We start from the raw sequence: 22,771 nt of genomic DNA on the forward strand, positions 1-22,771 counted from the left end.
GACGGCATGGCGGCAAGCACGAGCGGGACGGTGGCGGCGCCGGCTGAGAGTCTGATCACACGGCTTCAGCGTGCGCCCGGCTTTCCCGTGCCGGCGGGGCTTCCCGAGGCGGTGGCGGACGCTCTGGCCGGCGCGCCCAAGCCGGTGCGAGCTCGCCTTGAGGCCCTTCTTGTCGCCCATGACGAGGCCCGCGCCGTGCTGGCGGCGGTGGCGGCGCATTCGCCGTTCCTGACCGATCTCATTCGCGTCGATCCCGCCCGGCTGCTGGCGCTGCTTGAGGCCGAGCCCGCCGAGGCACTGGCGCGCGCGCGTGCCGACACGGTCCGGGTGGTGGAGGCCTCTTCCGACGAGGCGGAGGTGATGGCGGCGCTGCGGCGGCTGCGGGCGCTGACCGCGCTCACCGTCGCGCTGGCCGATATTGGCGGGGTGTTCGACCTTGCCACCGTGACCGCCGAACTGACCGCGACGGCGGATACCGCCATCGCGGCGGCGGTGGCGTTTCTGGTGCGCGAGGGAATCAGCGCGCGCAAACTGCGCAAGACCGGCGTCGAGGGCCTCGGCTACACCGTGCTGGCCATGGGCAAGCACGGGGCGCGCGAACTCAACTATTCCAGCGATGTCGATCTGATCGTGCTCTACGATCCCGACCAAGCGCCGCTGGCGAAGGATGTGGAGGCCGCGCCGTTCTTCGTGCGGATGACGCAACGCCTCGTGAAGCTGATCCAGGAGCGCACCGGCGAGGGCTATGTCGCCCGTGTCGATCTGCGGCTGAGGCCCGACCCGGCCTCGACGCCGGCCGCGCTCTCGGTGGAGGCGGCGCTGGACTATTACGAACGCGAGGGCGCCACCTGGGAGCGCGCCGCCTATATCAAGGCACGGCCGATCGCCGGCGACCTCGCCCTTGGCCATGAGTTTCTCAAGCAGCTCACTCCCTTCGTCTGGCGCCGCGCGCTCGATTATGCGGCGGTGTCCGATGTCCACGCGATGAAGCAGGACATCCACGCCTTTCGCGGCCATGAGGCGATCGCGGTGGAAGGGCACAACGTCAAGCTGGGGCGTGGCGGCATTCGCGAGATCGAGTTCTTCGCCCAGACGCAGCAGCTGATCGCCGGCGGCCGCGACCCGCGCCTGCGCACCCCGCGCACGCTGGAAGCGCTCGCCGTGCTGGCGCAGACCGGCTGGATCGGCGAGGCGGCGCGGGCGGAACTCGACGAGGCCTATCACTTCCTGCGGCGGGTGGAGCACCGCCTGCAGATGGTGGCCGACGCCCAGACCCACAGCCTGCCGGAGGACGAGGAGACGCTGGCCGGTTTCGCCCGCTTCATGGGCTATGACGACCGCGAGGCTTTCGCCCAGGCGCTCACCCAGCGCCTCACGCGGGTGCAGGACCACTATTCCAAGCTGTTCGAGGACGCGCCGCCACGGGCGGCGGTGGAGGGGCGGCTCGAATTTCCGCAAGACGCCGACGACCGCGAGACGCTGGCGACGCTGCACCGGCTCGGCTATGCCGACCCCAAGGCGGCCAGCGCCACGGTGCGCGGCTGGCTGGCGGGCGAACCCCGTGCCCTGCGCATGGAGGGCGTGTGCGACGAGCTGGAAGCCATCGTGCCGCTGCTGGTCGACGCGCTGGCGCGCGGCGGCGCCCCCGATGCCGGGCTGAACGCCGCCGACCGCTTCTTCCGCGAAATGCCGACCGCCCAGCGGCTGCTGGCGGCGCTGCGGCACAATCCCGATCTCGTGCGGCTGCTCGCCACCATTCTCGGCACCGCGCCGCGCCTCGGCGAGATGCTGGCGCACCGCCCCTCGCTGCTCGACGCGCTGCTCGACCCGGCGTTTTTCGGCGCGCTGCCGGACGAGCCGGAACTGGCCGCCCGGCTCGCCGCCGATCTCTCCCAGGCGGAGAACGAGGAGGACCGGCTCGACCGCGCCCGCCGCTTTAGGCAGGAGCACCATGTGCTGATCAGCGTGCGGATACTCTCCGGCACGCTTCCCGCCGCCCGCGCCGGCGAGGCCTTCGCCCGGCTGGCCGATGTGCTGATCCGCTCGCTGGAAGAGGCGGTGATCGCCCGCTTCCGCGAGGCGCATGGCACGCTGGCCGGCGCCGAGGTGGCGGTGCTCGCCATGGGCAAGCTCGGCGGGCGCGAGATGACGGCGGGCTCCGACCTCGATCTCATCGTGCTCTATGATTTCGACGAGGAGCACCCCGACAGCGACGGACCGCGCCCGCTCTATGGCGCGCAGTATTTCGCCCGCCTCACCCAGCGCATCGTCAGCGCCCTGACCACCCCGACCAATGCCGGCCAGCTCTATGAGGTGGATCTGCGGCTGCGGCCGTCCGGGCGTTCCGGCCCGGTGGCGACCAGCCTGCCGCGCTTCGAGGTCTACCAGGCGGAGGAAGCCTGGACCTGGGAGCATATGGCGCTGACCCGCGCCCGGGTGGTGGCGGGCTCGCCGGCCTTCCGCGCCCGGGTGGAAGGCGCCATCCACCATGTGCTGGCGGGGGAGCGCGACCCGCACCGCCTCGCTGCCGACATTGTCGACATGCGCGGCGCCATAGCGGACGAGAAGGGCGAGGACGATCCCTGGGATCTCAAATATGCGCGCGGTGGGCTGGTCGACATCGAGTTCATCGCCCAGTACCTCGTGCTGGCCCATGCCGCGCACGAGCCGCGCATGATCGACACCTCGACGCTGCGGGTGATCGAGGCGGCGCAGCGCGTCGGCCTGCTCGACGTGCAGGACGGGCAAGTGCTGGCCGATGCCTGCCGGCTGCTGCACGACCTGACGCAGGTGCTGCGTCTCGCCATCACCGAGCCCTTCAAGCCGGCGGAAGCGAGCCCGGCGCTGCGACGGCTGCTGGCGCGGGCGGGCGCGATGCCGGATTTCTCAACGCTGGAAGCGCATCTGTTCGAGACCCAGCGCCTGGTGCGCGCCACCTTCGAGCGCCTGCTCGCCGCCGAGCCCAAGCGCCGGCGGAAGAAGGCGTGAGGGCCGACGGCCCGGCCATCCACGCTTGCCCGCTCGTCAATCGCTAAAGTCGTGGATCCCCGGGCCAAGCCCGGGGATGACGGCCTGACAATTCGTCAATCCAGCTTTGCCGCCACAAGGTCGCCGATGGCGAGGCTGGCGGTGAGGCCGGGGGATTCGATGCCGAACAGCTGCACCAGCCCCGCCACGCCATGCTCGGCCGGGCCGTCGATGCGGAAATCCGCCGCCGGGGCCCCGGCGGGCACGGTCTTCGGCCGAATGCCGGCATAGGCCGGGTTCAGCGCCCCGTCCGGCAGCGCCGGCCAATAGCGGCGGATCGCGGCATAGAACACGTCGCCGCGGGCGGGATCGACATTGTAGTCCGGCGCGTCGATCCATTCGGTATCCGGCCCGAAGCGGGCCTGGCCGCCGAGATCGAGCGTCAGGTGCACGCCAAGCCCCGCCTGTTCCGGCACCGGGTAGATCAGCCGCGTAAAAGGCGCCCGGCCGGACAGTGTGAAATAGGAGCCCTTGCAGAAATAGGCGGGCGGGATCGCTTCGGCCGGAATGCCGGCGATCGCGCGGGCCAGCTTCACGGCGCCGTGGCCGCTCGCATTGATGAAGCTGGCGCAGGCTAGCCGCATCGGCTCCGGGCCGCCGACATCGAGGACGATCCCCCGGGCCGTCACCTCGCCGGAGAGGATGGGAGCGTTGAAGGCGATCATGCCGCCGGAATCTTCCAGATCGCCGCGCAAAGCGAGCATCAGGGCGTGGCTGTCGATGATGCCGGTGGAGGGCGAGAGCAGCGCGGCCTGCGCGTTCAGCGCCGGCTCCAGCGCCCGCGCCTCGGCGCCGCTCAGCGGCTGAAGATCGGTGACGCCGCAGGCGCGGGCATGGGCATCGATGGCGGCGAGCTTGTCGGTCTCCGCCGGGCTGGTGGCGACGATGAGCTTGCCGGTGCGCCGGTGGGGAATGCCGCGCGCCTCGCAATAGGCGTAGAGCGCTTCGCGTCCTTCCACGCAGAGCCGGGCCTTCAGCGTGCCGGGTGCGTAATAGAGCCCGGCATGGATGACCTCGCTGTTGCGGGCCGAGGTGTCCGAGCCGACAAGGCCGGTCGCCTCCAGCACCAGCACGTCGCGCCCCTTCAGGGCCAGCGCGCGGGCAATGGCGAGGCCGACGACACCGGCGCCGGCGACGACGCAGTCGACCGCGTTTTCCTCAAGAACATCCATGGGCGGTCTACTCGGCGGGAAGGGTCCGGCTGGTACGGTATTGCAGGGCCGGGCGGCCGTTCAAGGGCAGGCGGATCACCACCGTGGTGCCGACCCCCTCGGAGGAGCGGATCCGCATCGAGCCGCCATGCAACTCGACCAGCGACTTGGCGATGGCGAGGCCGAGACCGGATCCCTTGTGGGTCTTGGTGAACTGGCTTTCCACCTGTTCGAACGGGCGGCCGATCTTGGCCAGCGCGCTCTTGGCGATGCCGATGCCGCTGTCCTCGATGACGAGCAGCGCCGCGTGCTTGGAACGCCGCGTGCGCAGGCTGATACGGCCCTGTTCGGGGGTGAACTTGATGGCGTTGGACAGCAGGTTGAGCGTGATCTGCTTGAGCGCCCGCTTGTCGGCCTCGACCGCCACCGCGGCATCGGATTCGTCGACGATGGTGAGCTGCTTCTCGCCGGCCCGCACCGACATGACGCGGATGGCGTCGGCGACCACCTCGTCGAGCCGGACCGGCTGGAGGTTGAGCTGAACGCGGCCGGCTTCGATGCGCGACATGTCGAGAATGTCGTTGATGACGTCGAGCAAATAGCGGCCGGAATCGCGGATGTCGCGGCAGTACTCGTTGTACTTGTCATTGCCGAGCGGCCCGAACAGGCCGCTCTCCATCAGCTCGGAGAAGCCGATGATGGCGTTGAGCGGCGTGCGCAGCTCATGGCTCATATTGGCGAGGAATTCGGACTTGGCGCGGTTGGCGTCCTCGGCCTTGGTCTTCTCGTCGGCATAGTTCTGCGCCAGCTCGGCGAGCTGAAGCGCCTGCAGTTCCAGCGTCTGCTGCGATTTGCGCAGATCGGCGACCAGCGCCATCAGCCGCTTCTCGCTCTCCATCAGGCGCTCTTCATGGCGCTTGAGGGCGGTGATGTCGGTACCGACCGAGACGTAGCCGCCATCCTTGGTGCGGCGCTCGGCGACCTTCAGCCAGCGCCCGCCTTCCAGCTGCGCCTCGAAGGCGCGCGCGCCTTCTTCCGGCCGGTCTTCCGGACGGAGCGGGATGCGGACCACCGGCTGGCGGGCGAGCGAGGCGATGGTCTCGAACTCCGTCCCTTGCCCGACATGGGCGTCGCCAATGCCGTAGAGCGACTGGAACCGCGAGTTGCAGAGCACCAGCCGGTTCGAGGCGTCCCACAGCACGAAGGATTCGGAAATGCTCTCGATGGCGTCGCGCAGGCGCATGTCGGCGGTGGCGGTGCGCTCGGCGAGGCGGCGCTCCTCGGTGACATCCACCGCGATGCCGACCAGATGCGGCGGCTCGCCATTGGGCTGGGGCACGACTTCGGCGCGGGCGCGCAGCCACACCCAGTGGCCGTCAGCGTGCTTCATGCGGAAGACGCGATCAATGGTGCGGCCGGGCTTGTCGGCGATCTCGCGGGCGATGTCGTAGAGATTGGTGTCGTCGGGATGGACGAGGCTCGCCACTTCGCCGAAGGAGATCAGGTCCTCGCGCGGGGCGTGGCCGAGCATCTCGAACATCGAATCCGACCAGAACATGCGCCCCCGGCCCATGTCCCAGTCCCACAGGCCGCAGCGGCCGCGCGAGAGCGCCGTGTCGATGCGCGCGCGCACCGTCTCGTAGATGCCGTCGGCCTCGCGGGCGCGGGTCGCCTGCCAGTGGAAGGCGAAGCCGAGGATCAGCAGCACCGCGCCTGTCGTGGAGAGCAGGGTGACGGTGAGGACGGTGTCGGAGCGCCAGGTCGCCAGCGCGCCGGAGAGCGGCTGCACCACGACCAGCTGCAGCGCGCCATTGGGCAGGTTGCGCACCGTGGCGAGGGCCGCGGCGCCGTCGGGCATGATGACATCGAGCACGCCGGCATTCTCGGCGAAGATGGTGAGTGCCTGCGTATTGGCGAGGAGCTGGCCGATCTGCTCGGCGGCGGTCGCCGTCTCGTCATGGGTGGCGAGGATCTTGCCGTTGGGGTCGATCAGGCCGTAGCGGCGCCCGTCCTCGGCGGCGCGGGGCGGCAGGCTGTTCTGCAGCAGCGCGTCCGGCGCCGTCGATCCTGCCGGCAGGCGGCCGGCCTCGCTGGCGATGGCGGCGGCGAACAGCGCCAGCTCATCCTTGGCATTGGCGATGGCGTCGGCGCGATAGGCGTGGATCTGCACGATCGCGGCAATGGCGACCGAGGCGATGAACGCAATGATCAGCGCCGGAACGGCCTTGCGCATGAAGGGTTCGGCGTCGACCAATCGCTGATAGGCAGGTCGCGCCACGGTGCGTGCAAGCCCTCGCATGGCTTGTACGCGCACGGACGCGCCTGCAGCGTTGGCGCGCGCCATCGCCGGCCTCCCCCGAAGTCCCAAAACCCGTTCCCAGTCCGATAGGAGCGATGTGCCGCATCTCTCCGAATCACTCCGATTTGAATCGATATGGCCCCCCACTGTCCAGAGTCCCGGGGAGTCAAGTTAACGATTCAGCAACCTGGGGAGGTGGCGCGGGTGCCTGGGTGGGTGGCGCGGCCGGACAAGCGGAGTGTCGCCTGCCGACAACCACGCCGCATGGACGCCACGCGGGCCCCGGTGCTATGCGCTTTTGCCCGGTTTGCGGGTGGCAGCAGAAATAAAGAGGTTCACATGAGCGACATCTGGTTCCGCACCGGCGAAGCGACCGTTCTCGCTGCCGACGGGCAGTTCACCGACGCGATGCCGGAGGTTCTGATCGGCTCGGTGCGCGGCCCCGCCGGGCATGCCTTCGCCTCGATGATGGGGCAGGTGCAGGGGCACACCCGCATGTTCGTGGTGCGCGACCTGAACCAGCAGGTGCGCCCCGCGACGATGATGACCACCAAGGCCACCATCCACACGCTGGAATATGTCGACCTGCTCGGCGGCGTGGTTCAGGGCGCCATTGGCGACGCCATCGTCGACGCGCTCAGCGAGGGCATCCTGCCGAAGGACCAGGCTGACGAGCTTTGCATGATCGTGATGGTGTGGCTCGACCCGCGCTGCGCCGAGGATGCCAATCTCGACAAGGCCGATCTCTACCGCACCAATTACGAGGCGATGAAGCTGGCGCTGGAGCGGGCCATGACCGGCAAGCCGACGGTCGACGAGCTGATCGCCAACCGCAAGACCATCAAGCACTACGCGCTGGACGGCGTGGTCGAGTACTGACACCTGGCCTTTGCCTTGCGCCGCACCTCGCCGTGTAAGGGCGGGCGCGAGGCGCAAGCGCCGCTGGTCAGCCGAGTGAGCGGCCGACGATGTCGCTCGCATCGGGCGACAGGCCGGGCTTTTCGGCGACGCGCCGCAGCGCCGCCTCGGCCGAGGCGCGCCGCACCGGCTCCAGCGAGCGCCAGCTTTTGAAGGCGGCGAGCAGCCGGGCGGCGAGCTGCGGGTTGCGCCCGTCAATGTCGATCACCGCGTCGGCGACGAGATCATGGCCAGCGCCGTCGATCCGGTGAAACTGCGTAGGGTTGAGCCCGGCGAAGCTGCCGATCAGCGCCCGCACCCGGTTCGGGTTACTCCAGGCGAAGGCCGGATGCTGGGTGAGTCCGCGCACCCGCTCCAGCGCCTGCGGTTCGGCGATCTGCGCCTGAAGCGCCAGCCATTTGTCGACCACCAGCGGGTCCTCGCGGAACCGTTCATGGAAGGCGGCCAGCGCCGCCTCGCGGGCCTGCGGCGCCGCATGAGCCAGCACTGAGAGGGCGAAGAAGCAGTCGGTCATGTTGTCCGCGCCCTCGAAATGCGCCTGCGCCCGGGCAAGGCTCTCCTCCGTGCCGCCGGCGGCGAGCAGATCGAGGCAGGTGTTGCGCAGCGCGCGCCGGCCGGCAGAGGCGGCGTCCGGCGAATAGATCCCCGCTGGCGCGTGGCGGGCATAAATTGCCGCCAGCGCCGGCGCCAGCGCCCCGCTGACCGCCTGGCGCAGCGTTGTTCGGGCGTGGTGGATGGCGTCCGGGTCCACATCCTCGCCAATCTCACGGGCGACGTCCGTCTCCGAGGGGATGGAGAGCGCCTGCGCGACGAAGGCTGGGTCCAGCGTGCCATCCTCCAGCGTGGCGCCGAGCGCCGCGACCAGCGCGTCCGGCGCCGGCAGCGCGGCACCGGCACGGGCGGCGGCGGTGGCCTGCACCAGATGACTGAGGGCGATGGTCTGGGTGGCGTCGAAGCGGTTGAACGGGTCGCTGTCATGGCGGGCCAGAAACAGCAGATCCGCCGTCGACATGTCGGTGGTGAGCTTCACCGGCGCCGAGAAGCCGCGATTGAGCGAGGGCACCGGACGCTGGGCGATGTCGCGGAAGACGAAGCTCTGGCGCGGCTGCGTGACCAGCAGCACGCCGCGCTCGGCATTGCTGCCGTCATCCGGGGTGAGCGGCATGTCGGCGCCGTCGGGTCCGACCAGGCCGATGGCGAGGGGGATGACCATGGGCAGCTTCTCGCTCTGCCCCGGCGTTGGCGCCAGCGTCTGAACCACATCGAGCGTATAGCTGCGCCCGGCCTCGTCCCAGCAGCCGCTCACAGTGACCTGCGGCGTGCCGGACTGGGCGTACCACAGGGCGAACTGGGTCAGGTCGACACCATTGGCATCGGCGAAGCAGGCGAGGAAGTCCTCCACCGTCGCCGCATCGCCGTCATGGCGGTCGAGATAGAGGTCCATGCCGGCGCGGAAGCCCTCATCGCCCAGCAGCGTCTTGAGCATCCGCACCACTTCCGCGCCTTTCTCGTAGACGGTGGCGGTGTAGAAATTGTTGATCTCGCGGTAGCTGTCGGGACGCACGGGATGGGCCAGCGGGCCGGCATCCTCAGGAAACTGGTGGCCCTTCAGCAGCCGGACATCGCTGATGCGCTTGACCGGGCGCGAGCGTGCGTCGGCCGAGAATTCCTGGTCACGGAAGACGGTGAGGCCTTCCTTGAGGCAGAGCTGGAACCAGTCGCGGCAGGTGATGCGGTTGCCGGTCCAGTTGTGGAAATATTCATGGGCGATGATCGCCTCGATATTGGCGTAGTCGGCGTCCGTCGCGGTCTGGGGGCTGGCGAGGACATATTTGTCGTTGAAGATGTTCAGCCCCTTGTTCTCCATCGCCCCCATGTTGAAATCGGCCACGGCGACGATGTTGAACACGTCGAGATCATACTCGCAGCCGAACACCTCCTCGTCCCAGCGCATGGAACGCTTGAGTGCGTCCATGGCGTAGCCGGCCCGCTCCGTCTTGCCCGGCTCGACATAGATGCCGAGCGCGACCTTCTTGCCGGTGGCGGTGACGAAGTCCTCGGTGATCCGGTCCAGCCGGCCGCCGACAAGGGCGAACAAATAGCAGGGCTTCGGCCAGGGATCGTGCCACACCGCATAATGGCGGCTGGTGCCCTCCACCGCGCCGCTCTCCACCGGGTTGCCGTTTCCGAGCAGAACGGGCGCCTCCTCCCGCTCGGCCTCGATGCGGGTGGTGTAGACGGCGAGCACGTCCGGCCGGTCCGGGAAATAGGTGATGCGGCGGAACCCCTCCGCCTCGCACTGGGTGCAATAGGTGCCGCTGGAGCGGTAGAGGCCCATCAGCTTGGTGTTGGCGGAGGGGTTCACCACCGTCTCGATTTCCAGCGTCAGCGCCCGCTGCGGCGGGGCGAGCAGGGTCAGCGCCGTTGGCGTGACGACATAGGCGGTGCCGGCCAGCGGCACGCCGTCCAGCGTCAGCGATTTCAGGCTGAGTTCGTCGCCATCGAGCACGATGGGCGAGCCCTCGCGCCCTTCAGGATTCGGCCGCATCGCCAGCCGGGCAATGATGCGCGAGGCGGTGGGGTGAAGGCGCACGTCCAGATGCACCGTGTCGATGAGCCAATCCGGCGGCAGGTAGTCGCCAAGGCGGACAGGCGGGGGCACGGCATCACGCGACATGGTCGACTCCAGGCAGAGAACGGGCGGCGGCCCTAGAGGTAAGCGCTTCGGGCCTGCACCGGAAGCCCCGGCGCGGCCCCGCCGCGTGGGTCAGCGGGTGCGGGTGATCTCCACCCCGGCATCGCGAAAGATGCCGGCGATCGGCGCGGAAGGCTTGTGCAGCTCGACCCGCACCTTCTCCACCCGGGGATAGCGGGAGAGCACCGCTTCGGCGATCGCCTGGGCAAAGGCTTCGAGAATGTGGAAACGGTGGCCGGACGAGACCTCGTGGATGACCTCGAACACTTTCTCATAGCCGACCGTCTCGGCGTAATTGTCGTGTGCGGCGGCATCGCCGGCGTCCAGCCACCAGTCGATGTCGACGATGAAGCGCTGGCCAAGCCGCGCCTCTTCCTCCAGCAGGCCGTGCGTGGCGTGCAACTCGACGCCGCGAAGGAAGACGCGGTCGGATTGGGTGCGCTCGGCCATGGGGCGCTCGGACATGGGCAGGGTTCCGGTCGGTTCGAATGTGGGTCAGGCGGCGTCGAGGGCGGCGGCGAGCAGGCCGACCGCGACGGCGGGCGCGCAATCCGCCGCCTGGCGGGAAAGGGCGGGGTCGTCGGTCAGCACGTCGGCAAGGTCGAGATAGGCGAGGTCGCGCCGCTCGGCGAGCCGCGCCGCCATGAACCGTCCAACGCCGGCACCGACCAAAAGTTCGGGCCCGTTCTCCTGGGCCGAGGCGACGCAGTCGAAGGCGCGCCCGATGCGGGCAAGCTGCGCCTCGGCGAGGTGGCGGGCGAGGGCCTGCGCCTTGGGCAGCAGCGGCGGCGAGAAATCATGCCCCACCATACGCAGCAGCCGCCGGGCGCTGGCCTCGATCGTCTTCGGCCCGCCATCGGCGCTCGGGTGCAGGTCGGCCTCCTCGGCGAGGGCGCCGGTAAGGCGGTGAATATCCGCCGTCGTGGCGAAGTGCTCGGCCATCATCGGCAGCCACCGGCCCTCGAACGGCGCCTCATGGGCCAGCGCCATGACCGGCGTTCGGGCGGCGCCGGTATAGACCAGCTCATTGCTGGCGAGGCGCTCGGCGTCGGAGAAGCCGCGCGCCGTCACCCGGCCGCTGTCAAAGGGGATGAGATCGGCGGTGGTCGAGCCGATGTCGACGAGAATGCCGCCGGGCAGCAGATGAGAGAGTACGGCGGCGGCGGCGTACCAATTGGCCGAAGCGATGTGGTCGGCATGCTCGGCGGCGCGCTCGGGCGGCACGAAGCCTTCCGGCCCGGCGAACAGCACCAGCGGCGCGCCGGCAAGCTCGCGCATCAGCAACGCCGCCGTGCCGATCACCCCGGCGCGGCGGTCGGGCCAGAGATCGGCGCCCTCGGCGGTCATGGTGACGGCGGAGGGCACGTCGGGCTCGAACTCGGCGCGCAATTCGCGCAGGGCGAGGGCCAGCGTCTCCTCGCCCTTCCACACCGGGCAGGGGGCGATCCGCACGGCTTTCAGCCTTCCATCCTGCCCGAAGGCGGCAAGCTTCACATGGGCGCCGCCGACATCCCATCCCAGGCGGGCAATTCTCTTCACGGCAAATCCTTGGTCACGGTCATTTTCAGGGCACGATGTCGACAGGAAGCGCGGGCGGCAGGTGCGGCAGGTCCGGCACCACGCCATCGCGGATGAACTCTGCCATGAAGGCGAGCGGATTGACCGCCAACGCCCGGCGCAGGCCGGCATAGGAGGTGGTGAGGCGCGGATTGACCTCCACCGCCACCGGCCCCTCAGCGGTAGCGATATAATCCACGCCGACCAGCCCGTGCAGCCCCGGTAGCGCCGCACCCACGCGCTCCCCGAAGGCGCGCAGAGCGTCATCGACCGGGAAGGCGCCGACGGTGACGCCGGTGAAGCGCAATGTACCATCCACCCGCGCGATATGCTGGCGATTGGCGGTGAGCACATGGGTGCGCCCGCTTTGGCACAGCAAGGTGAGGCTCGCGGCTTCACCCGTGATGAAGGGCTGCACGACATGGCCGGCCGGCAGCGGCGGCGTCGGGCGGTGATCGAGGATGCGGACACCGTGCCCGCCGGCACCGTCATCCGGCTTGACGACGAAGGTGCCGTCCATGCCCTCGGGCAGCGCATCGAGCGACCAGGTGGGAACGACCTTGACGCCGGCCGCCGCCAGCGCCTGCGCGGTGCGGCTCTTACTGGAGCACAGGGCGATGGTCTCGGCCTGCGGCGCCACCACGCGCCGGCAATGGGCGCGAAAGTCGCGCACCAGCGCTTCAAGAACGCCCCCGCTTTCCGGCGCGATGGGCCAGCAGGCATCGGCCTCCTGCGCCATCAGCCGCCAGATCGAGCGCGGATCGTCGCCGAGACGCAGCGCCGTGCTGGTGCCGCGCGGCGGGGCGGGAAAGCGCGCATCATGGGTGGTGATGACCCGCACGCCCGGCAGGTCCTCCAGATCGCCGATCAGCGTGTCGCGCATCAGCGCGCCTTCGGCTATGAGCGAGGCGGACAGTTCCGCACCGAGGGCGCCGCCCCCCGTGACCGTTTCAACGACAAAGACCAACATCTACCGAAGTGCCAGAGAGGAACGCCGAAGGTGGAACTTATACCCGTGATCGACCTGATGGGAGGTGCGGTGGTCCACGCGCGGCGCGGCGCCCGCGAGGCCTACCGTCCGATCGAGACGCCGCTCGCCGCCAGCGCCGCCCCGCCGGACGTGGCCGACGGGCTGCTGGCGCTCGGCGCCTTCCGCACGCTCTATATCGCCGATCTCGACGCCATAGCCGGCAACGGGGGGCATGACGCGGTGCTGGAGGCCCTCGCGGCGCGTCATCCCGGGCTGGCTCTGTGGGTGGATGCGGGTGATGCCTCTCCCGCCACGCTGTCCCGCCGGGTCGCAGGCGGTCCGGGCCGGCCGGTGATCGGCAGCGAGAGCCTCGCCGATCTCGCCGAAGCGGAGGCAGCTTTGGCGAGCGGGGCCGGGCTGCTCTCTCTCGACTACGGGCCGGAAGGCCCGCGCGGGCCTTTGGCGCTGCACGACAACGCCGCCCTGTGGCCGCAAGCGGTGATCGTGATGACGCTGGCGCGGGTCGGCGCCGGGCAGGGGCCCGATATGGCGCGCCTGTCTGCCATTCGCGCGCGGGCGGAGGGCCGCCGCGTCTATGCGGCGGGTGGGGTGCGCGACGTGGGCGACCTTCATCATCTGGCCGAGCTCGGCATCGCCGGCGTCTTGCTGGCGAGCGCGCTGCATGACGGGCGGCTGTCGCGGGCGGATATCGCGGCGTTCATGGGCTGAGCAGCGCGGCGGCGAACAGCGTCGCCACGGTGAGATCGGCGCTGGTGCCAGGGTTGAGGCCGCGCGCTTTCAGGCTGGCGTCGAAGGCATGCAGCGGCGCGCGGCGTCTCTCGGCCGTGGCGCGGAAATCCACGGTTCCCGTGAGTTCCGCCGCCTCAGTGCGGACCTGCTCGGCGGCGGCGTCGCCGAATTTGCGGGCGATGTGGCTGTCCGGGAACGCGGCCATGAAGGCGAGATGCACCGCCTCGGTGCGCGCTTCCGGCTCGGCGTCGGCGAGTTCGGCAAGGCGCGCGAGGCCGATCTCGAATACATCGGTGAAGCCGCTGACATATTGCCGGGCGATGCGGTCGCGGCTCGCCGCCTCCGCCATCGCCTCGCGTAGCCCGATGCGGGCCGGCGCCGCCACATCATGGCCCGCGTGCCGGCCGAGACCGCCGGGATTGGCCGCAGCGATGGCGCGGAAGGCGGCCAGCGCGTCCGTGATGTCGAGGCCGGTCAGCACCGCGTCGAGATTTTCCCGCAGCGGGCCGGGCTGTTCCGCTGCCGCCGCGAGGGGTGCGCAGAGGAGAATGATGCCGAGATTGGTGTTGAGGCCGGTCGCATCCAGCGAGGCCGCCACCGCCGCCTCGATCCGCTCGCCCACCGGCTTTCCCGGCGCGGCGAGGGCGGGCGCCGCCGCCTGCGCCGCGCGTTCGAAATGCGCCACCTCCATGCCGTGGCCGGCGCTGAAGCGGTGGACATTGCCCGCCTTCAGCGCGTCGAGCTCGGCATGGCAGGCGGCGCGGAAGGCGGCGGCGATGGCGTCGGCGTTCATGCCGGCACGGCCACGCGCCGGGGCGCGGCCAGCTGGGTCGCGAGATGGCGGGCCAGCGCCGCGGCGATGTCGACCTCGATCGCCTTCTGCAGGCCTTTCCAGGCCGGCATGGAATTGACCTCCAGCACCTGAAGCTGCCCCCTCGCGTCTTCGATCAGGTCCACCCCGGCGTAATCGGCGCCCACCGCCGCCGTGGCGCGGATGGCGAGATCATGGGCGCGAGTGTCGAACGGTGCCGGCACGCCGACCGCGCCCTGGTGGATATTGGTAATCCACACTGGCGAGCGGCGCAGCATCGCGCCGGCCACTGTCCCGCCAATGACGAAGACCCGCCAGTCCTGATAGCTCTCGGCCGTGGGCGCGGCGACGAAATCCTGGAGATAATACAGGCCGCCGACCTTTTCCGGCTCGGGCAGCAGCGTGCGGGGCGAGAGGCGACGGATGCCCCGGCCCTGCGCCCCGAAGAGCGGCTTCAGCACCATGTCGCCCGGCGCGGCGTCGAGCAGCGCCTGCATCGCCGCCCGGTCCTCGCTGACGAAGCTGCGTGGGGTGGGCAGGCCGGCCTGCGCGATAAGGAAGCTGGTCATCGACTTGTCGACGCAGCGCTCGACCGCGCGGGCATCGTTCATCACCTTCACGCCGAGCGCCGAGAGCGCGTGCAGCAGGCCGAGCCGGGCGGTGATCTGCTCGGTCGAGCCCTTGGCGATGAGGCGGACGAAGGCGGCGGCGGGCAGAGCGTCGCCGAGGCCCGGCAGCACCAGCCCGTGCGCGGTGCCGCCAATGGCGAAGCCGCAATCATTCAGGGAGAGCACGAGGACAGCAAAGCCCTCGCGCTCGATCGCCGCCTTCAGCCGGCGTGTGTGCCAATCGGCATCCTCGGTGAAGATGACGACCGTCTCGGAGCGTTCCACGCTCATGCGAAGGAGCGCTCCAGAACATCCTCATGGAACGCGCCGAAGGTGAAGCTGCGGCCGGTTTCCAGCGCCGTCACCGTGACGCGGGCGGGGCTGAACAGCATCGGGTCCATGGCGTAGAAATCGCCCTTATAGGCGGTGAAGATCTCCGCGAAGGTGCGGCCATGGTCGCGCGACGAGGAACTCGGCAGCCCCTCGGCCAGCGCCCGCGCTTCTTCTTCCGGCCCGGTGACGAAGAGCTGCACATCGCCGCCATAGAGGGTGGCGTCATTGGTGCGGCCCATGGCGGCGACGAAATCCGGCGCTGGCGGCGGCAAGGGCGAGGCGCCGATGCCATCGACCACGCGGTCGAGCGGAAAATGCAGCGCATGCGTCTTGTGCAGCGCCACTTCCAGCACCCGGGCGACGATCTGCACCGTGCCGGCGAGGCTCGACGTGGGGGTGAGGATCAGTGTCAGCTTCTCCGGCGCGATGCCGCATTCCTCGGCGATGCGGGCGACCAGAACGTCCGGGGGCAGCTTATCGACTTCGAGCACCAGGCAGGCCTGGTCGGCGCTGTCGCGATAGCCGAGTTCCTCGAACAGAGCTTCCTTCCCCCACAGCGCGCGGGCCGGGCCCGAGCCGAGAGCGAAGAAATCGCCTTCCGCCAGGCTCCAGCCGGCATACTGGCTACCGAGGCAGGCGATGACCGGATCGGCGGTCGTCACCGTCACCATCGTGCCCCAGCGCGGAAAACGCCCGCTGGTGGAAAGGCCGACCGCGCCGAGGCCGCCGAGGCAGATTTCGGCGATGCGCCGGCCCGCTTCCAGCCCGCCGCGCGCGGCGATGCCGGCATCGACCAGGAGGGCGCCGCAGGGGCTTTTGCTGATGCCGAGCCGCAGCGTGGTGGCGTTGGCGACGAGATGGTCGACGAGGGGCGCCGCAAGCGCCGCAACGCTCGGCTTCAGCCCGTCCAGAATAAGGTCCGCCATGGGAGAGTTACTCCGCAGCTGCGCGGCTGGCTGTGCTCAGCGCGCGCGAAAGATGATCCATGCGCCGCGCCAGAACGGCGCGGGCTTCGGCAATGTCGCGCCCGGCCGCCCGCACCGTGCAGACGGGTTCGCCCGCCGCGATGCGCGTGCCTGGGGCGGGACGGTCGGCTGTCCAGTCGGGCAGCGCGTCCCTCAGCACGATGGCGGCGGGTGCGTAAAATAGGCCGGCGGCCCGGGCCTCCACGTTCGCGCCGGGGACAAGGAGCGGGAGCTCCGGCAATCGGCCCGCGCAGGCGTCGAGGTGAAGTCGCAACAGGGGCGGCAGCGGGGGAGCGTCGAAGATGTCCAGCGTCGCGCCCGGCCGGGGATTGACCTCGATGAGGTGCCAGCCTTCTTCGTGGAGGATGAGATCGGCGCTGGCGAGACCCCTGAGGCCGACGGCTCCGGTAAGCCTGGAGAGAGCGTCGGCGACCTGCCGGACGCGCGCGTCCTCCAGGGCGACAGGCCCGGCGCAGCCGCCATAGCGGAACGGGGCGTCGTCGCTCGCGTCGCACCATTGCTCGGAGAAGGCGAGGAGGTGGGCCCCTTCGCCATTGCCGAGAAACAGGGCGGAGACGCTGCGCCCTTCCACGAACTCCTGCAGATACCAGCCCGCGCCGCGCGCCCGCCGCGCCGGGCGGACATGCCCGCCACCCGAGCCGCCGACGCGCTTTTCCAGCGCACGCGCATCCTCCGGCGCCTCTCCGGCAAAGAGCCGGGGATGGGGAATGCCGAGAGCGGCCAATTGCCGGGCGAAGAGGACGGGGTCCTTGAGCCGGGCGAGGGTGTCCGCACCGCTGCCCACGAGACGAAAGCGCGCCGCCAGCTGGGCGACAATCTCCGGTGCGTCCTCGAAGCCGGTGCCGAGCACGAGCTGGACATCCGCCCCGGCATGGCGGCCCAGCTGTTCGAGGAGATCGTCCGGGTCGAGGGCGAAGCCGTCGCGGCGGCGCAGCTGGACGGCATGCGACGCCAATGCGCGCGTATCCTCGTCCGCGAACAGGTCGAGGACAAGGGCGCGCAGGCCGGCGCGGCGGGCGCTGGCGGCCAGCCCACGCGCGGCGATGCCGGCAAGGACGACATCGAACCCGTCCTCAGGCCGTGAGGGATCGCGCGAGGACGAAGGCATCTTCAAACCCGATGGTCATCGCCGAGGGCGCGACGCGCATGCGCTGGAGAAGTTCATGCTGCACGCGGTATTTGAGATGGCCGATGGTCAGCGCGCCGATGCCGAGCGCGCCATGGGCCAGCGGCTTGCCATTGGCATGGGCGTCGATGCCGGCGATGCCTGCGGGCGGCACGGCGTTGACATCGGCCGCGACCTTGAGGTGCTTCGCCTCGGCCAGCACATCGGCGGAGAGGATTTCCACCCCCGCCCGGCCACAGGCCAGCACCACTTCGACATCCGCGACCAGTGCGCGCTTGTCGTCTTCGTTCTTGCCAGTGGCGCTGGCGAGGTCGACGCCGAAGCGCTGCTTGAAGTCGCGGGCCTTGGCTTCGACCGCCTCGATGTCGCGGTGGCTGACCAGCGTCACCTCTGCGCCCGCCTGCGCCGCGATCACGCCAGCGATGCCGCCGACCACGCCGGTGGCGCCATAGACCTGCACCTTCACGCCCTTGAGCCCCTCGGGGCGGGAGGGGCGCAGCTTCAGCTCGACTTCCGCCACCATGGCGGCGGCGGTGGTGAAGGAGCCGGCCGGGTCGACGAAGATGGAAATCTCGAAGGGCGGGAACAGCACGCTCTTCGCCTTGTTGGCCATGTCGAGCGCGAGGCCCGCATCCTTGCCGCCGATGAACAGGCCGGTGCGCGGGGCGGCGTCGGGATGGCGCGAGAACATCATGTCCTGCGTCAGGTCGCCGACCTCGTCGAGCGTCACCCCGGAATAGGGGAGGATGGTGGTGTAGCCGGCATCGACCGCCATGTTGACGTCGAACGGGCTGACGTGGCGAAGTGGCGAGATGATGTGGAGAATGGGGGCGATGTCCGCCATGGCGTGCGTTCCCTAGGTCAGAATCGGGCCTTGCGGCCTCTCATACGGAAGATGAAGGGAGCGACGCGGGCGGGACGCCAAAACCGTCGCTAGCACTGCTCGACGCAGGCAAGCCATTCGATCCGCGCCCCGGCATTGCTGCCGCGCGCGCAGTCGAAAGCCAGAGCGGGCCGGTCGCCGAAGCGGCTCCGGGCCTCGCTGAGAAGCTGGTCGGCCTCCTCGGGGCTGCCGACAATGGCAAAACCCGTGGGACCCCAGGAACTCTGGCCGAGGCCGCGCAGGCCGCGCGCCTCCAGCCACTCCATCACCTCGGCGACGGAAGCACTTGTATAGCGGCCGCCCTGGGCACTCGCATAGTGCTCTCCGAGCAGTCGCTGCATTTCGCCTACTGCGGCGGCGAAGTAATCCACATCCTGCTCCGCCAGCGCAGGGAGTGCCACCATCACGGCGAGCCGGGACATATGGCCGGCCAGCGTGTCGGCGAAAGGCGGCAGGCCCTCCATCGCCTTCACCTCCTCCGGCCCGCTAAGTCCCTGATGGCCGTGGTCATATACCAGCAGCAGACGCCAGTGCTCGGGGAAGGGCAGGCGGGAAAGAATGGGGGGTGGTGCGTCCGATCCCCGCCTCTTGCCGCCATCGAGGATCACCCCGCCCTCGGTGAAGGCGCCGATGCCGATGGCGGAGCGGGCGCCGCGACCCAAAGCCGCGCCGATCTCGCGCGGGGACAGGTCGAGCCCGTTGACGAGGCAGAGCCCGGTTGCCACGGCGAGGCCGAGCTGGGTACCGGAGCCGAGGCCCGAATGCGGCGGCAGCGCCGCTTCCACCGTCACCTCCACCCGCGGGTCGAGGTTGAAACGGGCGGCGGCTTTTTCAACGGCCACAAGGGCGCGATCGGCATCCGGCCCGCTGGCGATGAGGGTGTCGGCGCGGCGCAGCCGGACCACGGTCGCGGGACGGTCCAACGTTATGCCGAGGCTGCCGAAATGCCTTCCGAGGGTGCCGGCGAGATCGAGGAATCCGAGATGCAGCCGGCCCGGCGCGGTGATGCGGATCACCGACCTCTCCAGCTCATCCTTCGCCGTCTGCAATTGACGTGTCGTGGTGTTCACCAGCGTTTCCTCGGCGGCCATGGTAAGGCCCGGAAGGCGTCGGGGACAAGCCGGGTGATGATTTCCGCGTTTGCCGGATGCGGCGCGGGCGTGCTACCGAATCAGTCAATGACGCCCGCATCAGAACGGGCAGATGCCGCCAGGAGGACGCCAGGACATGGCGCTGGACCCGAAAAAAACCTTCACCGACAATGAGGTGGAGGAACGGCTCGCCGTCGATCTTCCGCAGTGGAAGCTGCAGGACGGGTGGATTCGGCGTACCTATCGCACCTCTTCGTGGAAGGGGACGTTGATGGTGATCAACGCTGTCGGCCATCTGGCTGAGGCAGCCTGGCACCATCCGGACCTTACCGCTTCCTATGCCTGGGTGGAGGTGCGGCTGATGTCGCACGACGCCAAGGGCATTACCGAGCGGGACTTTCAGCTGGCGAAGAAGATCGAGGATGTTGTCGGCTGGCAGCCGGGGACCGAGGCCGACAGCGCGCTTGAAGGCACGCCGCGCGGCGACCTGCGTTTCGCCTACATCAAATACGACTGATTTGTCAGGTAATTAGCAATGGCCGAGGTTCAGACGATCCATGATGTGGCCTGCGGCTTCTGCGGGCTCGGCTGCGATGATTTGACGGTCGAGGTCGAGGGCCGCGATATCCGTGCCAAGGCCCCCGTCTGCCCCGAGGCGGCGCGGCTTCTGCGGCGTCTGGATACCGCCGACCCGGTGGCGCGTGTGGCCGGTGAGGTGAACAGTCAGGCCGATGCGGCCAAAGCAGCCCATCACATTCTCGCGGCCGCCCGCGCGCCTGTTATCGGCGGGCTCGGCGCCGACATGGCCGGTGCCGGCGCGGCGGTCGATCTCGCCATCCGCTTCGGCGGGGTGCTCGACCATTACGCTTCCGAGGGGCTGTTCCGGAACTACGCTGCCGCCCAGCGCACCGGCTGGCTCTCCACCACGCTGGCGGAGGTGCGCAACCGCTGCGACGTGCTGCTCGTCGTTGGCGACGACCCGGCCGCGACCTGGGGCCGGCTGTTCGAGCGGCTGTTTCCCGCGACCCCGCTTTTCGCCGGCTCGAACCGCCGCGTGATCTTCCTCGGCGGCGCGCCGGGGGAGAAGGCGAGCGCGCAGCTTGCCGGCGCGAACGTCGTTCACCACGCCAGCACCGACGCGTTGGCGGCGCTGGAGGCGCTCGGCAGCCTCATTGCCGGCCGTCGCCCGCCGGGGACCCGCTTCGGCGGCATCGATGCCGACACGCTGGCCGGCCTCGCCGAGGAACTGCGCAGCGCCCATTACGCGGTCGTGACCTGGAACGCGGCGGACCTCGCCGATGGCGAACTCGTCGCCGAGCGGGCCACCGCGCTGGTCGACAGGCTGAACGTCACCACCCGGGCCGGCGTGTTTCCGCTCGGCGGGCGCGACAACATCATCGGCGTCAACCAGCTGATGCTGTGGCGGCTCGGCTATCCCCTGCGCACCGCCGTGCAGGGGCAGGCGAGCAGCCATGACGGCACGCTGTTCGCGACCGAGGCGGCGCTGACGGATGCCGATGTGCTGGTGTGGATCTCGGCCTTCCGGCCGGAGCCGCCGCCCGATTTCGGGGGCAAGATCATCGCTCTTGCCCATCCCGACACAGTGTTCGACAAGGAACCTGATGTCTTCATCCCTGTGGGCACCCCCGGCGTCGACCATGCCGGCACGGTGTTCCGCATGGATTCCATCGTAAGCCTGCCGCTCGGCGCCTTGCGCGTCGCGACGCTTCCCAGCGTCGCCGAGGCTGTGCGTCGCATAGCGGAGGGGTAAATGAGACTGCGGCTGAAGGGTGGGCGTGTGCTCGACCCTGCCAATGGCGAGAACGGGGTCGCCAGCGGCACCGTGCGCGACATCGAGATCGAGGACGGCCGCATCGTCGCCGCCACCGATCTAAAGGCCGATGCGGAATATGACCTTGGCGGCGCGGTCGTCATGGCCGGCGGCATTGATCTGCACAGCCACATCGCCGGCGGCAAGATGAACCTCGCCCGCCTGCTGATGCAGGAAGACCGGCGGGCCTTCCCGGAAATGCCCGGCAATTTCTGCGGCTGCGGCGGCGGGCGGGCAGCGCCCACCGCGCACGCCACCGGCTGCCGCTATGCCGAACTCGGCTACACCACGGTGTTCGAGCCCGCCATGGTCGGCGCCAATGCGCGCGGCGCGCATCTGGAAATGGCGGATATTCCCAATCTCGACACCGGCGCCTATCTGGTGCTGGGCAATGATGATTATTTTCAGCGCCTGCTGGCCGCCGGGGCCGGGCAGGAGCAGGTGAACGCCTATGTCGGCTGGATGATCGAGGCGACGCAGGCCTTCGCGATCAAGATCGTCAATCCCGGCGGCATCAACGCCTTCAAGTTCAACGCCCGCAAGATGGACCTCGACGAGGCCAACCCGCATTACGCGGTGACGCCGCGCAAGGTGCTGACCACGCTGATCCGGGCGGTGACGGAACTCGGCCTGCCGCACCCGATCCACCTGCATGGCTGCAATCTCGGCGTGCCGGGCAATGACGAGACCACGCTCGCCACCATCCTCGCCACCGAGGGGCGGCGGCTGCACCTGACCCATCTGCAGTTCCATTCCTACGGCACCGAGGGCGACAAGCGCTTTTCCTCCTCGGCGGCGCGCATCGCCGAAATGGTGAATGCCAACCCGAACATCTCGGTCGATGTCGGGCAGGTGATGTTTGGCCAGACCATTACCGCTTCGGCCGACTACATGTCGCAATACCGCAATCGTGCGATCGCCAGCCCGAATAAGTCCATCGGCATGGATATCGAGCTGGACGCGGCCTGCGGCGTGGTGCCGTTCGAGTACAAGGACAAGTCCTTCGTCAACGCGCTGCAATGGGCGATCGGGCTGGAGCTGTTCCTGCTGGTGGAAGACCCCTGGCGGATCTTCCTCACCACGGACCATCCCAATGGCGGGCCGTTCACCACCTATCCGCACCTCATCCGCCTGCTGATGGACCGCGATTTCCGCAACGCCCAGCTGGCGACGCTGAACAAGCAAGCGCAGGCGCACACGCTGCTGGCGCAGATCAAGCGTGAATATTCGCTGGAAGAGATCGCCATTCTCACCCGCGCCGCGCCCGCCCGCATTCTCGGACTGAAGGACAAGGGCCATCTCGGCCCCGGCGCGGTGGCGGATATCGCCGTGCACACCGAGGATGCCGACCGCGAGGCGATGTTCTCGACCACGCGCATGGTGTTCAAGAACGGCCGGCTGATCGTGAAGGACGGCGTGGTGGTGGAACTTGCGCAGGGGACCACCCATGTCGCCCGCCCGGAATTCGACCGCTCGGTGGACAAGGACATGCAGCGCTGGTTCGACGAGGCGGTGGGGTTGAAGTCGAAGCATTTCCGCATCGCCGATGGCGAGCTGCGGGGCGGCGCCGGGCCGACCATCCTGAAATGCGAAGGGGTGGCGTCGTGATGGGTGTCATTCTCAGTCAACATCCTTCGAGGCCCGGCTTTGCCGGGCACCTCAGGATGACGTCCTTCTTCCAGAGCAACGTCATCCTGAGGTGCGAGCCCACGGGTCTTGCCTCCGGCAAGCCCGA

Annotated in this window: 18 protein-coding genes; 6 read left to right on the forward strand and 12 right to left on the reverse strand. The window is 69.3% G+C overall.

What is annotated here, in order from left to right; genetic code table 11:
- The first annotated feature begins 6 nt into the window (after positions 1 to 6).
- Positions 7 to 2,988: a bifunctional [glutamine synthetase] adenylyltransferase/[glutamine synthetase]-adenylyl-L-tyrosine phosphorylase gene (locus A3M1_RS0115510; RefSeq protein ID WP_018389904.1), complete on the forward strand. Its 2,982-nt coding sequence runs from the start codon at positions 7 to 9 to the stop codon at positions 2,986 to 2,988.
- A 95-nt stretch (positions 2,989 to 3,083) separates the two neighbouring features.
- Here A3M1_RS0115510 and A3M1_RS0115515 read toward each other — a convergent pair whose 3' ends face one another.
- Together A3M1_RS0115515 and A3M1_RS0115520 are read right to left on the reverse strand one after the other, a co-directional pair.
- Positions 3,084 to 4,199, reverse strand: a complete 1,116-nt coding sequence (locus A3M1_RS0115515; RefSeq protein WP_018389905.1) for an NAD(P)/FAD-dependent oxidoreductase — start codon at positions 4,197 to 4,199, stop codon at positions 3,084 to 3,086.
- Between the two features lie 7 nt (positions 4,200 to 4,206).
- Complete coding sequence (locus A3M1_RS0115520) at positions 4,207 to 6,411, reverse strand: PAS domain-containing sensor histidine kinase (RefSeq protein ID WP_018389906.1); 2,205 nt, start codon at positions 6,409 to 6,411, stop codon at positions 4,207 to 4,209.
- Between the two features lie 405 nt (positions 6,412 to 6,816).
- Between A3M1_RS0115520 and fae the strand changes: the two genes are divergently transcribed.
- Positions 6,817 to 7,356, forward strand: a complete 540-nt coding sequence (gene fae / locus A3M1_RS0115525; RefSeq protein WP_018389907.1) for a formaldehyde-activating enzyme — start codon at positions 6,817 to 6,819, stop codon at positions 7,354 to 7,356.
- Between the two features lie 67 nt (positions 7,357 to 7,423).
- Here the strand turns inward: fae and pepN are convergent, their stop codons facing one another.
- The 4 genes from pepN to A3M1_RS0115545 form a co-directional block, all read right to left on the reverse strand.
- Positions 7,424 to 10,072, reverse strand: coding sequence for an aminopeptidase N (gene pepN / locus A3M1_RS0115530; protein ID WP_018389908.1), 2,649 nt, complete (start codon positions 10,070 to 10,072; stop codon positions 7,424 to 7,426).
- Between the two features lie 90 nt (positions 10,073 to 10,162).
- The gene (folB, locus tag A3M1_RS0115535) at positions 10,163 to 10,555 is read right to left on the reverse strand and encodes a dihydroneopterin aldolase (RefSeq protein WP_018389909.1); all 393 of its coding nucleotides are present in this window, start codon (positions 10,553 to 10,555) and stop codon (positions 10,163 to 10,165) included.
- A 30-nt stretch (positions 10,556 to 10,585) separates the two neighbouring features.
- On the reverse strand, positions 10,586 to 11,629 hold the full coding sequence (locus A3M1_RS0115540) for a hydantoinase/oxoprolinase family protein (RefSeq protein WP_018389910.1): 1,044 nt from the start codon (positions 11,627 to 11,629) through the stop codon (positions 10,586 to 10,588).
- 25 nt (positions 11,630 to 11,654) lie between these two features.
- Positions 11,655 to 12,617, reverse strand: a complete 963-nt coding sequence (locus A3M1_RS0115545) for an ATP-grasp domain-containing protein (RefSeq protein ID WP_018389911.1) — start codon at positions 12,615 to 12,617, stop codon at positions 11,655 to 11,657.
- 30 nt (positions 12,618 to 12,647) lie between these two features.
- Here A3M1_RS0115545 and A3M1_RS0115550 point away from each other — a divergent pair, with 30 nt between their 5' ends.
- A complete protein-coding gene (locus A3M1_RS0115550) occupies positions 12,648 to 13,346 on the forward strand; it encodes a HisA/HisF-related TIM barrel protein (protein WP_245261691.1) in 699 nt (232 codons plus the stop codon).
- Here the strand turns inward: A3M1_RS0115550 and A3M1_RS0115555 are convergent.
- The 6 genes from A3M1_RS0115555 to A3M1_RS0115580 all read right to left on the reverse strand — a co-directional run bounded on the left by A3M1_RS0115555 (position 13,336) and on the right by A3M1_RS0115580 (position 19,205).
- Positions 13,336 to 14,160, reverse strand: coding sequence for a triphosphoribosyl-dephospho-CoA synthase (locus tag A3M1_RS0115555; protein ID WP_018389913.1), 825 nt, complete (start codon positions 14,158 to 14,160; stop codon positions 13,336 to 13,338). The genes A3M1_RS0115550 and A3M1_RS0115555 overlap by 11 nt on opposite strands.
- The gene (locus A3M1_RS0115560; protein ID WP_018389914.1) at positions 14,157 to 15,077 is read right to left on the reverse strand and encodes a RimK family alpha-L-glutamate ligase; all 921 of its coding nucleotides are present in this window, start codon (positions 15,075 to 15,077) and stop codon (positions 14,157 to 14,159) included. Before A3M1_RS0115560 ends, A3M1_RS0115555 begins: the two co-directional genes overlap by 4 nt.
- Positions 15,074 to 16,045, reverse strand: coding sequence for a methenyltetrahydromethanopterin cyclohydrolase (gene mch, locus A3M1_RS0115565; protein ID WP_018389915.1), 972 nt, complete (start codon positions 16,043 to 16,045; stop codon positions 15,074 to 15,076). The genes A3M1_RS0115560 and mch overlap by 4 nt, the downstream gene beginning before the upstream one ends.
- A 7-nt stretch (positions 16,046 to 16,052) precedes the next feature.
- Entirely contained in the window at positions 16,053 to 17,213 is a 1,161-nt protein-coding gene (locus A3M1_RS0115570) for an ATP-grasp domain-containing protein (RefSeq protein ID WP_018389916.1), read from the reverse strand.
- Positions 17,179 to 18,075, reverse strand: coding sequence for an NAD(P)-dependent methylenetetrahydromethanopterin dehydrogenase (locus A3M1_RS0115575; RefSeq protein WP_018389917.1), 897 nt, complete (start codon positions 18,073 to 18,075; stop codon positions 17,179 to 17,181). Before A3M1_RS0115575 ends, A3M1_RS0115570 begins: the two co-directional genes overlap by 35 nt.
- Positions 18,076 to 18,164: 89 nt before the next feature.
- Positions 18,165 to 19,205 carry a beta-ribofuranosylaminobenzene 5'-phosphate synthase family protein gene (locus tag A3M1_RS0115580; protein WP_018389918.1) on the reverse strand — a complete coding sequence of 347 codons (1,041 nt, stop codon included), beginning with the start codon at positions 19,203 to 19,205 and terminating at the stop codon, positions 18,165 to 18,167.
- A gap of 136 nt (positions 19,206 to 19,341) precedes the next feature.
- On the opposite strand from A3M1_RS0115580, the gene A3M1_RS0115585 reads away from it, so the two are divergent.
- The 3 genes from A3M1_RS0115585 to A3M1_RS0115595 are packed head-to-tail and all read left to right on the forward strand — an operon-like array spanning position 19,342 to position 22,644.
- Entirely contained in the window at positions 19,342 to 19,722 is a 381-nt protein-coding gene (locus A3M1_RS0115585) for a 4a-hydroxytetrahydrobiopterin dehydratase (protein WP_018389919.1), read from the forward strand.
- A gap of 18 nt (positions 19,723 to 19,740) precedes the next feature.
- The gene (locus A3M1_RS0115590) at positions 19,741 to 20,976 is read left to right on the forward strand and encodes a hypothetical protein (RefSeq protein ID WP_018389920.1); all 1,236 of its coding nucleotides are present in this window, start codon (positions 19,741 to 19,743) and stop codon (positions 20,974 to 20,976) included.
- Positions 20,977 to 22,644 carry a formylmethanofuran dehydrogenase subunit A gene (locus A3M1_RS0115595; protein ID WP_018389921.1) on the forward strand — a complete coding sequence of 556 codons (1,668 nt, stop codon included), beginning with the start codon at positions 20,977 to 20,979 and terminating at the stop codon, positions 22,642 to 22,644.
- The last annotated feature ends 127 nt before the right edge of the window (positions 22,645 to 22,771 follow it).

It is taken from the genome of Ancylobacter sp. FA202, assembly GCF_000380205.1.
Classification (GTDB): domain Bacteria; phylum Pseudomonadota; class Alphaproteobacteria; order Rhizobiales; family Xanthobacteraceae; genus Ancylobacter.